The sequence below is a fragment of the uncultured Rothia sp. genome, assembly GCF_963507905.1.
Classification (GTDB): Bacteria; Actinomycetota; Actinomycetes; order Actinomycetales; family Micrococcaceae; genus Rothia.
On record NZ_CAUOUU010000002.1, the window covers coordinates 77,431 to 89,967 of the forward strand.

Here is a 12,537-nt window from a genome sequence, read left to right on the forward strand (position 1 = left end):
AGCGAAACGCGGGACAACCCCATGCGAGAGACACCTCTCTCAAAGCTGGGCGAGTCCCGCGTTCTGCGCGCTTTTATGCCGATTATCAACGCCCATAATGAGCAGGTTGCCGCTGCGGCACGCCAGGCGGGGCATATCGAACCCCTCGATGTGGGCCCCGGCGACGACTGTGCCGTCCTCGCCGCGCCCGCGCCCGGTCAGCGTACCGTGGTCACCACCGACACTCTCGTTGAGGATCAGGACTTCATGAACCTCTGGCCCGGCGGTATCGCACAGACTGGTGAAGCCGGTGAGTTCATACTGGAACCCGCCCGCAGCAGCGGCTACGATGTGGGGCGCAAGGCCGCGACCCAGAACCTCGCCGACGTTGCCGCCATGGGTGCACGCCCGGCGAGCCTCTTCATCTCCCTGAGCCTGCCCGGTAGCACCCCTTACTGCTGGATTGACGGCTTCGCCCACGGCATTGTGGACGGAATCAACGCCTGCGGAGCCACCGAATGCGTGATTGGCGGCGGCGATATTGGCGACTCCACCGAAATGTCGGTGACCGTCACAGCCCTCGGCTACACGGATCGTGCCGTGCTGCGCTCCGGTGCGCGCCCCGGCGACACTATCGCCCTGGCGGGGCGTACCGCCTGGTCCGATGCCGGTCTGCGCCTGCTGCTCAACCCTCTCTCCCTGCCCGCCACGGCACTGCTGCGTGCCATCGCCGCAGGTCAGGAGGTTGAGGCGGCGCTGGGTGCGGTGGCGCAGACCTGGGCTCAGCAGCAACCGGAAGGTGCTGGCACTCTTCCTACTGGCACTTTTCCCGAGGGGCTCATCGAGCTCGCCCGCGCCCTCACCCCCGAAGATGCCGCGCACATGATTGCGGTCTGCGAGCGCGCCGTCGCATCGCAGCACCACCCGGTCAGCCCCATCCCCGCCGGTGAGGTGGCGCGCCAGCATAAGGCAAGCTCCATGCTGGATCTTTCTGACGGACTCGTAAAGGACGCCGGGCGAGTTGCCGCCGCCTCCGGGGTGCAGATGCGCCTCGACCGTGCCGCCGTGGATGCGTTCGCCGAGCCGCTGCTACCGTTGGCGCGCCTGCTGCTGGCGATTGGTGAGCGCAACGAGGCGGGGGAGAGCCCCGCATCCCTGGCGCGCACCTTCGTGCTGGTTGGCGGAGAAGACCACGGCCTGCTGGCGACCTTCCCCGGTGAGGTGCCCGAAGAGTTCGTGCCCCTGGGCACCTGCGTGGCGGACGCCCCGGAGCGCGGTCTGAGTGCCGAACTCTACGGTGCCGAGCGCCGCCACAATGCGGTGACCGGCGCGGCGGTCGTGATGGACGGCCGCTCCCTGGACGGCATGGGCTGGGAACACTACGGGGCTTCTGCGTAGGAGCTCCGCTGAGTGTTGCCGAATGTTGCCGAGTGCCGCGAGGTGCGTGCGGTTTGTAAGTTTAGTCCGTGCTTTCAGCCCGCGGGATAGACGACGGACAATACCGTACATTTAACCGAAATTGCCTAGAATAGAAGTACGAAATAGGCTGGATCCCGCCCGTGCCGCGGGCGCTGAGAAATCAGCCGGGAACTAACCGGGAAATCAGCCGGGAACTAGCCGAGAACTAGTTGAGAACTCAGCCGAGAACCGCGCGAAACCGACGAAACTGACGAGGAGGGTAGCGTGAACGCAGAACAGAACCAGCGCACCGAAGAACGCGAGATTTACCGCCGCGCCTGCGTGCGCGCCTACCGCTTCGGCGTAGCGTGGTCCACCGCCGCCCGCACCACCATCGAACGCTACCGCGAGGCGCTCAACGAACTCAACGGGTTCCCCGTGCCCGATAAGGACACCGGCTCCAATATCGCCCACACCCTGCTGACCCTGACCGAAGAGTTTGAGCGGGGCATGGAGCAGGTTCTGCCCAGCGAGGTTCTTCCCGCTGGCGAAAATCCCGGCGGGGAGGGCACGTGCGTGCCCGAGGCGGCGGGCACCTCCGAAGAAGAAACCCTCGCCCACCTGTGGATTCAGCTGGGCGGCATCTACGAGCACGCGATTATGCGCGCATCCCGCGTGGCGCGCGGCAACTCTGGTACTCTGCTTTGCGCTTGGGCGCTTGAGGCGGTGCGCAGCTACTGGTTCCTGCCCGGAAACCTCGCCCAGGAGCTTGGCGATGCGGCTGCCGAGTTGCCGCTCGTGCGCGCCCTGGAGGCAGACTACGAGCGTGTGCTGGCTGGCGGTTCCCTGCCGAAGCACCGCGAAGTGAAGCTGGAGTACGCCCACGCGGAGGCGCGCGCGATGGCGTTCGCGGCTGAGCGCATTCGTGCCAGCGTGGGGGAGCAGATGGTGCCCTCCACGATGCTGTCGGTCATGGTGGAGCTCGCTCGCCTGGACGCACACTATGATGCATCACAGGACGCAGAAGCCGCTGACGAGGTGCTGAAAGAGCGTCGACGTGCGCTGATGCGTGCCGCTCTGGAACGTACCGCGCAGTTCCCGCCCTCGCCCGAGCTTGCCGGTTTCGTGGATGCCGGTGCGCTCGGCTTCTACCTTGCCGTGGTGCACTCCAACCCGCGTTGGGAGGGGGCGACCCTGAACGAGGCGCAGGTGGAGTCCATGCTGCGTGCACCCTCTGCCGGTGTGACTTCTGTAGCCGGTTCTGCGGCACGAGTGGGTTCTGAACAGGCGGGCGCTGAACCTGCCGAGCACGCAGAACACGCGGAGCAGAGCGGCTGGGAGCTTATGGGTACGCTGACCTGTGAGCCCCTCGCCCTGGCGCAGATGCGCCCCGAGCTTGAAGCCATGGGTGACAGCCTGCTTATTACGCCCCTGGACATGGCGGCTGGACTCTGGGCGCTGCACGTGCACGTTCCCGAAGTCGACCCCGCCCGCAAGCTGATTATGGGCTACGGTCAGTGGTCGGATGAGCGTATTTCCTCCCTGGCGGATGGTCATCACGCCGACCACGCATGCGCTGCGGAGGGCGGCGTATGAGCCCCTCCCGACGTTCCGTAAACCCGCAGCAGGAAGCCCTGGACTTGGGGCTTCCCGAGCCTGCACCCGCCAAGCCTGCGCCGGTAAAGACTAAGCCTGCGAAGACTGAGGATGCGCAGGGTGAGCCCATGGAGTCAACGGCTGTCGAGCCTACCCGCGCCGCCTCTGTGACCCGTACTAAGCCTGTGACCCGAGCTCAGCGAGCGACAAAGGGCGCGCCGCTGCTGAGCGATGAGCAGCTCCGCACCACCGCCGAGCTGACCGTGCGCGATCTTGCCGCCTACGCCCGCGGAGAGGTGAGCCGCGTCGAACTGAGCGAACGCGCGGAACAGCGCGCCAGCGCGCCCTACCGTAAGGCACTCAAGGCCCTCAAGCATTCGCTGGGTCCCGCCGCGCACACCATGACCGATGACGCTCTCTACGAGCTGGTCGATATTGCTTTGGCGGCGCGGCAGGCGGCGCAGCCGGGAGCGCCTCAGACTGAGGATCCCGCCCAGAGGAAGTCAACCCGCAGAGCGCCCGCTCAGAAAGCGCCCGCGCGGAAGAACCCTACCCAGATGAAGACGGTTCAGAAGGCACCTGCCCAGAAAGAACTAGTTCAGAACGAACCGAGCCCGCAGGAGAATGAGACTCCCGTGCGGGCTACTTCGGCGCGCCCGCAAGAGGCAACGAAGGCGAGCGAAGAGGGTGAGCAGAAGCCTGCGCAGAAGATGCCTGATGCACAGAAGAGCGTGCCCGAGGTAGAAGCTGAAAAGCCCGCGACCCAAAAGGTAACAGCGAAGAAGACCGCTCCCGTTAAGAAAGCAGCCGCCGCTCAATCTGCTACCGCTAAGAAGACCACCAAGAAGGTGCCGGCTGAGCCCGCCAAAGAATCGGACACTTCCAAAGCCCCGGCGAAGAAGGTAGCTGATTCCAAGACCACTGCGCAGAAAAACCCAGCGCAGAAAACTCCGGCAAAGCCGAAGACCGCTGCGCCGAAAAGCCCTGCGAAGAAAGCTTCCGCGAAGAAGACAGCTACTAAGAAAGCTGCGGCTGAGAAGCCCGATGCAGCCTCCGCATCAGCCGCTGCGGAGGCTAAGAGCCGCGCCCTGGCGCGCTACGCCTCCGAAGACCGCATCGAAAACGCGCCGCTCAAAAAGTACCTGCCCGCGCCCAGCGCCAAGGCAATCGCCACGCATCTGGATCTGCACACCGTCGGGGAGATGCTCGAATACTTCCCGCGCAAATACCTGCCGCGCGGTGAGCTCAGCTCCTTCGCCGAACTCGTCGAAGGTCAGGACGTCACCATCATTGCCCGCGTGGTGCACGTGAGCACCCGAACTATGGCGGCGCGCCGCGGCAAAATCACGGAAGTGACCATCACCGACCGGCTTTCCGACGCCACCGGGCAGGACGCACCCGCCGGTTTTGGGGCTGGCGGTTTTGGCGCCGCTAGTTTTGGGGCTGGCGGTCCTGTATCCGTGGTGCCCGGGCGCGCTAACCGCCCCGGCGCATCCAGCGTATCCGGCGCATCCGGTGCATCCGGCGTATCCGGTGCGCCCGCGCAGAACTGGCAGGCAACCGGGATGCACAACCCGCGCATTAATGCGCTCGCTAACTCCAGGCAGAACCCAGCTGCCCAGAACCCCACTGCCCAGAACCCGGCACAGGGCAGGGGAGCGCAGCCCGCCTCCTACAGCGGCTACGCAGACAGCTACGGCCAGGATGATTTCGCGCAGGGAGGCCTCTTTGGCGTGCCCGCGCCCAGCATGACGAACCCCGGCGCGGGCGTGCTCATTGGGTCGCAGATGAAGCTTTCCTTCTTCAACGCCTGGACCGCCGCCCGCGAAATCCGCGAGGGCGAAACCATGATGTTCTCCGGCAGGGTCGGCATCTACCGCGGCGAATACACCCTCACCAACCCGCACTACGCCCTGCTCTCGAAGGACGCCTCCGGCGCGGACGTCACCGACGCCGCCACCGCCCCCGTGCCCGTCTACCGCGCCCCCGTGAAGCTGCCCACCGACCGCATTAGCGGCTACATGGCGCAGCTGCTCGAAAAGGTTCCGCTCAAAGAGCTCGAAGACCCGGTACCCTACACGATTCGTCGCGCCCGCAAGGTACCGTCCCTGGAGTGGACGTACCGCGCCCTGCACACCCCCGACTCTGAGGACACTTGGCGTGCCGCGCAGGCACAGATGCGTTACCGTGAGGCGTTCGTACTGCAGAGCGCGCTCGCCCGCCTGCATTCGGTGCGTGCCGCGCACCTGACCCAGCCGCGCCCCGCCGTGGAGGGCGGCCTCGCCGATCGGTTGCTTCAGGTTCTGCCCTACGAGCTGACCGAGGGACAGCAGAAGGTGGGCGCTGAGATTGCCGCGGATTTGTCGAGTGAATCGCCCATGAACCGCCTGCTGCAGGGTGATGTGGGTTCCGGTAAGACCGTGGTGGCTCTGCGCGCCATGCTGCAGGTTGCCGATGCGGGCGGCCAGTCCGCGATGCTCGCCCCGACCGAGGTGCTTGCCGAGCAGCATTTGCGTTCGGTGCTGGACATTCTGGGGGATATAGCGGCGCCCGAAGACTCTGATGCTGACGATTCTGCCGCCGGTTCCGCCGAGGGGATCCCCGCGGGGAGCGGGGCGGAACCCGGCCGTGTGCGCGTGCGCCTGCTGACCGCCTCCATGGGTACCCGCGCCAAGCGCAAGGTACTGCAGGAACTCGCCGACGGCACCGCCCAGATTGTGATTGGCACCCACGCCCTGCTTTCCGATGAGGTGAGCTTCCACGATTTGGGTCTGGTCGTCGTGGACGAGCAGCACCGTTTCGGCGTGGAGCAGCGCGACAGCCTTCGCGGCACCGGCGGCGCCCTGCCGCACCGCCTGGTCATGACCGCAACGCCTATTCCTCGTACCGTCGCCATGACCGTGTTCGGTGACCTGGACGTATCCGTGCTCGACACCCTGCCCGCGGGCCGCCAGAAAATTTCAACGCACGTGGTGCCCCTCGCCGAGAAGCCCGCCTGGGCGTCCCGGCTGTGGAGGCGCGCCCGCGAAGAAATTGACGCGGGCCACCAGGTGTATGTTGTCGTGCCCAAAATCGGGGAGGACGGCGACGGCATGGAGGAGGGTGCCGCGTTCTTTGGCGCATCCAGCCTGAACGGTGCTGGAACTGGCGCGGGTGCGGGCAACTCTGCCCAGGGCTATTTCGGTCAGGGTGGTAGCGCGAGTAGCGACGGCAAGGTTCAGCTGACCTCGGTCGCCTCAATGTACTCCTACCTGAGAACTGAGGACGCCCTCGTCGGCGTGCGTATCGGCACCCTGCACGGCCGCATGGACCCGGCGGAGAAGACCGCCGTCATGACCGCTTTCGAGCGCGGAGAGATTGACCTGCTCATCAGCACCACCGTCATTGAGGTGGGCGTGAACGTCCCGAACGCCACGCTCATGATCATCATGGATGCCGACCGCTTCGGCATCTCGGGTCTGCACCAGTTGCGCGGTCGTGTGGGCCGCGGCGGCTACGCGGGCACCTGCCTGCTGGTGACCCGCCAGGAGGAGGGTGGCGTGTCCCGCGAGCGCCTGGATGCGGTCGCCTCCACCACGGACGGCTTTGAGCTTTCCCGCATCGACCTGGCGCAGCGCCGCGAGGGTGATATTCTGGGTGCTGCACAATCGGGCTCGAAGAGTACCCTGCGGTTCTTGCGGGCGCTCGCCGATGCCGACATTATTGAGCGTGCCCGCGAGGATGCCCGCTCGGTGGTGGAGAAGGACCCGACGCTGGCTAAGCACCCGTCGTTGGCGCGTACGATTGACCGCGCTCTGGACGCTGACCGTGAGGCGTTCCTCGGCAGGGGATAAGCGCCCAACGGGGCAGAACGCTCTGCCCGCTCCGCCCATCAACCAGCCTTGCCCACCACTCGCTGAAACCCTGACGTCAACACACCGCACTAGTTAAGAGGAGAGACCTATGAGCCGTATTATTTCCGGTGCTGCCGGAGGCGTTCGCCTTGCCTCGGTTCCGGGGGATAATACTCGCCCCACCACCGACCGGGTGAAGGAATCCCTCTTCTCCAAGCTGGAGAGCTACGACATTATTCGTGGCGCCCGCGTGCTGGACGCCTTTGGTGGCTCGGGTGCGCTGGGCTGCGAGGCACTCTCACGCGGTGCCGCCTCCGTGACTCTGCTGGATACGTACCCGAAGGCTGTTGCGGTGATTCGCAAGAACGTTGCCGCGGTGGAGAAGGCGATGGGGCGCACCGGCACCGGTTCTGCGGCGCGCGTGCAGCAGTCTCAGGCGCTGACCTACGTGAAGTCCGCCTCCGGTCCGTGGGATCTGGTGTTTGTTGACCCGCCCTACGCCATGCCGAACGAGCAGGTCAGTGAGCTGCTGCAGGCGCTGACCCCCAAGCTTGCCGAGGGTGCCGTGGTCGTGGTGGAGCGTTCTTCGCGCGACCCGGAGCCGGTGTGGGGCGAGGGCCTGTACTGTTTTTCGACTCGTCAGCACGGCGAGACGGTTCTCTACTATGTGGAGCCTGACGAGGTGGAGGAGCAGACGGGCGACGAGTTCGACAACGAATCTGGCGAGGATGCTGAAGAGCTCGCCGCCTAAAATTGCTACCTAAGATTGCCGCCGCAGCTTGCTGCCTCAGCCTGTGCTCGCCCGCATGCCACTAACCCGCATCCTAAATCCGCCCGCATCTACTCATTCCAACGTCTGATATTTATTCGTGAAGGGACCGCCATGATTGCCCTCTGCCCCGGATCTTTTGACCCCGTGCACCACGGCCACCTGGAAATCATTGCCCGCGCCGCTCAGCTCTTTGACGAGGTGATTGTGGGCGTGGCGCACAATAGCTCCAAGAAGTACCGTTTCTCCCTGGAGGAGCGCGTGCAGCTGGTGCGTGAGTCCCTGCAGGAGCTCGGCATTGAGGGTGTGAGCGTGGAGCCGATTCCGCCGGGCGTGCTGCTTGCCGAGTACGCGGCGGAGCGTGGTGCGAAGGTGCTGGTGAAGGGTCTGCGTTCGGCGACGGACTACAGTTATGAGGCTCCGATGGCGAGCATGAACCGCCACCTGGCGCAGGTTGAGACGGTGTTCTTGGCGGGTGAGGACCGCTACGGTGCGGTGTCGTCCACGATTATTCGTGAGGTGGCGTCGCTGGGTGGTGACGTGACTCCCTTCGTGCCGGAGGCGGTCGCCCGCGCCCTGAAGAGCGCCTAAAACACCTCATCAACCCGGGCAACCCCAGGCGCGCACCCGCCCGACACGCCCGACACGCCCACCGGCAGGGCCCCGGCAGAATAACTCGCACCGCCGGCCGGGCATTTAAGTCCCCCAGCAGTAGCTCCGACCGACCGATTAAATGCCGCGCGGCGCCTCCTTAAGGGGATATTTAAGAGGTGAGCGCCACTTAAAGAGATTTAAAAGGCGCTTAATCTTGATTAACGGTGCGAATGACCCCTAAAATGGGACTTTGGTTTATACATTTCGTAAGGAGAAACGCCATTTCACGTGCAGACGCATCGCCGCTGGTGGTATCGGTTACTAACCTGATTCACCGCCCCGGCACCATGGAAACTCTCACTGAGGTTCTGCCCGCACCGGCAGACCTGGGTAACACGCTCATCGGCGTGGAAGAGGGTTCGGATATTGACCTCGATATTCGTATGGAGTCTGTTGTTGATGGTATCCTAGTTACCGGCTCCGTCGTTGTGGATGTACACGGCGAGTGTAGCCTCTGCTTGGATCCGATTGATTACGAGATGTCGGCCAATATTCAAGAGCTTTTCGTCTTTGAGAAGGCCCCGGCTGGCGGCCCCGAAGACGAAGTAGATGAGCAGTACGCCGTTGAGGATGATTCCATCGACCTTGAACCGGCTCTGCGGGACGCAGTAATCCTTCAACTGCCGTTCCAGCCTGTTTGTAGGGACACCTGCCAGGGTCTGTGCGCCGATTGCGGTGCGCGCCTGGAGGATGACCCCGGGCATCATCACGAGGTGTTGGATCCGCGCTGGTCGGCCCTACAGGGCCTGCTCGGCGCAGATACCGAAAACTAAATTGTTGTTACTAGAGATTGTGAGATAGCTGTGGCTGTTCCCAAGCGCAAGATGTCCCGCGCTAACACCCGCGCACGCCGTTCCCAGTGGAAGGCATCCGTGCCCCAGCTGGTTAAGACCGTTGAGAACGGTCGCGTGACCTACAGCCTGCCCCACCAGGCAAAGGTTGTAACCGACGCTGCAGGCAACGCCCTGTTCCTGGAGTACAAGGGCCGTAAGGTTGCAGACGCCTAAGAAGCGGTGAATCCTTATGACTGAATTTCCTAGTGTTGATACTAGGGAGTTGCGTAAACGTCTCGGAGTCGATATCGACGCCGAGACGTTTTTGCTATCCCTAACCCACCGCTCCTACGCCTTCGAGAACCCCGGAGTGGAGCATAACGAGCGCCTGGAGTTCCTGGGCGATTCGGTGCTTTCCCTGGCGATCGCTGAAGAAGTGTACCGACGCTACCCCGAGCTGCCCGAGGGTGAGCTCGTGAAGCTGCACCACGTGGTGGTGTCTACGGTGGCGTTGGCGAAGGTGGCACGCGACCTGGATCTGGGCAGGTACATCCTGCTCGGTAAGGGCGAGATTCACACCGGCGGCGCCGATAAGGACTCAATCCTTGCTGACACCATGGAAGCGATTTTTGGCCTGACCTACTTGGAGTGCGGTCGCGAGGCGGCTCGTGACCTGGTGCTGCGCCTGATTGCCCCGCTGCTTGACGATGAGAAGGTCCTGAACTCTGGACGCGACTGGAAGACCGAGCTACTGAACCTCGCCACCGCCCGCGGCTGGGGAGATGTGCGCTACGAGGTCACCGGCGAGGGCCCCGATCACGCGCGCGTGTACACTGCGATCGCTATTGTGGCGAACCAGCAGGCCGGTACCGGTGTGGGCCCGAGCAAGAAGGAGGCGGAGCGTCTTGCCGCTGAGCAGGCGTACCGCGTTCTGGTTTAGGCTCATTCAAGCATCCTGCAGGTCTGTTAGCTCTGCGGGCTCTTGATTCTGCAACCCCGCTGATTGGAGGGAATCATGCCCGAACTGCCCGAGGTGGAAACCGTTCGTGCGGGCATCGCCGACCATTCGTTGGGTCGGCCCGTGCGGGCGGTGCGCGTGGTCGATGCCCGTTCGCTGCGCAGGCACCTGCCTGGTCCCGCCCACTTTGAGGCGGCACTCACCGGCAGGACGCTGCGCGGTGCCTACCGCCGCGGCAAGTACCTGTGGCTGACCCTGAGCGAGGCGGACGGCACGCTTGCCGACGAGGCGCTCGTGGTGCATCTGGGCATGAGCGGTCAGCTGCTCGTGCGCGATGAGCCGGGCGAAGATTCCGGCAGTGACTCGGGCGGCGACTCGGGTAATGAATCTGAGGCTCGCGCGGCCTTTGACGAGCAGCCGCGGCACCTGCGCGTGGCGCTCGAACTAGGACCGGTGGGAGCTACCAGCGCTGCGGGAGCCACCGGCGGTGCGGCGAGCACCAACCGGGCAAACACCGGGCAGCGGTTGCTCTTCGTGGACCAGCGCATCTTCGGCGGCATGTTCCTCAGCCCGCTGGTACCGGACGTACCCGCGGCGGTTGCAGCGAATGAAGTAGCGCCGGGTGAATTGGGGCAGAGCGAAGTACCTGAGCGTTTTCTTGTGCCGGAAGCGGTCAAGCACATTGCCCGCGACCCGCTGGACGAATTCTTCGACCCCGCGGCGGTGCGCCGAAAGTTCCTGCGCACCTCCAGCGGCATTAAGAAGGTGCTGCTGGACCAGTCGGTCATCTCCGGCGTGGGCAATATCTACGCCGACGAGGCGCTGTGGCGTGCGCGGCTGCACTACGCGAAGCCCGCACGCACCCTCAGCGCCGCCCAAACCCGCGAACTGCTGGAGGCGGTCACGCAGGTGCTGCGCGAGTCCCTGGCGGCGGGCGGCACAAGCTTCGACGCCCTGTACGTGAACGTGCTGGGCGAGTCGGGCTACTTTGAGCGCTCGCTGAACGCCTACGGCCGGGCCGGGGAGCCTTGCCACCGTTGCGCGGAGGCGGGCCGCACAACCCTGATGGTGCGCGAACCGTTCCAGAACCGTTCGTCCTACCGTTGCCCGCACTGCCAGCGGGCGCCGCGTTCTCGCTAGATAAAGGCTCATGCTAGGTGAAGGCTTACGATAGGTACAAGCTCACGCTAGATATGCGAATGACGGCGTAGCTACGTTCCTCCCACGATGGGGGATATAGCTACGCCGTCATTCGTTTAAAGTTCAATCCTTTAAATCAGGGGCGGGGGAGCCGCCCCGAAAAGAAGCGCTTAGCGGCTGTGCTTGGTCCCGCTGTACCTGTCGCCGTAGAACAAGCCCAGACGCTCGTAGCCTTCCTCAATTGACACGGAGGGCTCCCATTGTAGAAGCTCACGGGTGCGGCGCTGATCAAACCAGTGTGCGGTCGACAGCTGCTCGGCGAGGAACTCCGTCATCGGCGGCTCATCACCGGCGGTCACGTTCTTCGGCAGACGCTCCCAGACGCGCTCAATGACCTTACCCGCCAGGGCCGCAACCTTTGCCGGAACCGAGAAACGCGGGGCGGGAACGCCCACCGCCTCACAGAAACCACCCAGGAGCTCAGCGATAGTGCGCGGCTGACCGTTCGTCACCACCAGCGCCTTACCCGCAAAAGCGTCGAGGCGCTGATAGCCGCGCACCAGCGCATCCGCGGCGTTATCAATGTAGAGTGTGTCAATTAGGCCCGTACCGCCCGAAAGCAGCGGCAGGCGCCCGGCGGCGGAACGCTCCAGAATACGCTCGACCAGCTGGGTATCGCCCGGACCCCACATCAGGTGCGGGCGCAACGCGCCGGTGTGCATGACCCCGCCGCCGGGCAAAGGCGTGCCGTTCGCCTCCAGAACCAGCAGCTCGGCGGCAGCCTTCGAACGCGCATAGTTACCGCGCGCGTGCTCCGGGGATGCCACGCCGGCACCATCACCCACAATCGCCGCACCGGCATGAGCCACCGACGGCGAGGAAATGTACAGGAAAGAACCCACCGAATGGTTCAGCGCCGCCTGCAACAGGGTGCGGGTGCCCTTAATATTGATGCGCTCATAATCAGCCCACTCGCCGCTGACCGAAACCTTCGCCGCGGCATGCACCACGCCGTTCACGCCGGTCATCGCCAGAGCCACCGCCTGCGCGTTCGTAATATCGCCGCGCACCTGCTCAAAACGCGGGCGAATCGAATCGGGCAGAAGCGCCGCAATACCCGAATCGCCACGCTGAAAAACGCGCACATCGTAGCCGGCACGCAGCAACGCCAGCACGCTCTCACGACCCAGCAAGCCGCTCGCACCGGTAAAGAGGATGCGCTCGCCAATACGCGGCGCGAAATCGGGCTCCTCAACCGGGCGCAGGGAACGCGGCGCGGGATCGGTGTAGCGTGCCGCCAGCGGCTGCGCAGGCTTGCGGAACCGAGCCGTCGGCGAGCTCGCCGCATGCGCAGTCGACAGGCGGGCCGCAGGCAGACGGGATGCAGACTCGTGGGCAGAGGACTCACGCGAAGAATGAGGGGACATCATACTCCTT

At 64.5% G+C, this 12,537-nt stretch carries 10 protein-coding genes; 9 read left to right on the forward strand and 1 reads right to left on the reverse strand.

What is annotated here, in order from left to right; genetic code table 11:
• The first annotated feature begins 21 nt into the window (after window positions 1-21).
• The 9 genes from RQ593_RS01825 (at window position 22) to mutM (ending at window position 11,100) form a co-directional block, all read left to right on the forward strand.
• The gene (locus RQ593_RS01825) at window positions 22-1,377 is read left to right on the forward strand and encodes an AIR synthase related protein (protein ID WP_311449655.1); all 1,356 of its coding nucleotides are present in this window, start codon (window positions 22-24) and stop codon (window positions 1,375-1,377) included.
• A gap of 285 nt (window positions 1,378-1,662) precedes the next feature.
• Complete coding sequence (locus tag RQ593_RS01830; RefSeq protein ID WP_294642037.1) at window positions 1,663-2,973, forward strand: Dak phosphatase; 1,311 nt, start codon at window positions 1,663-1,665, stop codon at window positions 2,971-2,973.
• On the forward strand, window positions 2,970-6,806 hold the full coding sequence (locus RQ593_RS01835; protein WP_294642035.1) for an ATP-dependent DNA helicase RecG: 3,837 nt from the start codon (window positions 2,970-2,972) through the stop codon (window positions 6,804-6,806). Before RQ593_RS01830 ends, RQ593_RS01835 begins: the two co-directional genes overlap by 4 nt.
• Before the next feature lie 109 nt (window positions 6,807-6,915).
• On the forward strand, window positions 6,916-7,557 hold the full coding sequence (rsmD, locus tag RQ593_RS01840) for a 16S rRNA (guanine(966)-N(2))-methyltransferase RsmD (protein ID WP_294642033.1): 642 nt from the start codon (window positions 6,916-6,918) through the stop codon (window positions 7,555-7,557).
• Window positions 7,558-7,689: 132 nt separating this feature from the next.
• A complete protein-coding gene (coaD, locus tag RQ593_RS01845; protein ID WP_049337936.1) occupies window positions 7,690-8,166 on the forward strand; it encodes a pantetheine-phosphate adenylyltransferase in 477 nt (158 codons plus the stop codon).
• Between the two features lie 227 nt (window positions 8,167-8,393).
• Complete coding sequence (locus tag RQ593_RS01850) at window positions 8,394-9,002, forward strand: DUF177 domain-containing protein (RefSeq protein ID WP_012903341.1); 609 nt, start codon at window positions 8,394-8,396, stop codon at window positions 9,000-9,002.
• Window positions 9,003-9,032: 30 nt separating this feature from the next.
• Window positions 9,033-9,236: a 50S ribosomal protein L32 gene (rpmF, locus tag RQ593_RS01855; RefSeq protein WP_005505656.1), complete on the forward strand. Its 204-nt coding sequence runs from the start codon at window positions 9,033-9,035 to the stop codon at window positions 9,234-9,236.
• A 16-nt stretch (window positions 9,237-9,252) separates the two neighbouring features.
• A complete protein-coding gene (gene rnc / locus RQ593_RS01860; protein WP_311449656.1) occupies window positions 9,253-9,942 on the forward strand; it encodes a ribonuclease III in 690 nt (229 codons plus the stop codon).
• 75 nt (window positions 9,943-10,017) lie between these two features.
• The gene (gene mutM, locus RQ593_RS01865) at window positions 10,018-11,100 is read left to right on the forward strand and encodes a bifunctional DNA-formamidopyrimidine glycosylase/DNA-(apurinic or apyrimidinic site) lyase (protein ID WP_311449657.1); all 1,083 of its coding nucleotides are present in this window, start codon (window positions 10,018-10,020) and stop codon (window positions 11,098-11,100) included.
• Between the two features lie 170 nt (window positions 11,101-11,270).
• On the opposite strand, the gene RQ593_RS01870 is transcribed toward mutM, so the two are convergent.
• Window positions 11,271-12,527: an NAD-dependent epimerase/dehydratase family protein gene (locus tag RQ593_RS01870; protein ID WP_311449768.1), complete on the reverse strand. Its 1,257-nt coding sequence runs from the start codon at window positions 12,525-12,527 to the stop codon at window positions 11,271-11,273.
• Window positions 12,528-12,537 lie beyond the last annotated feature (10 nt).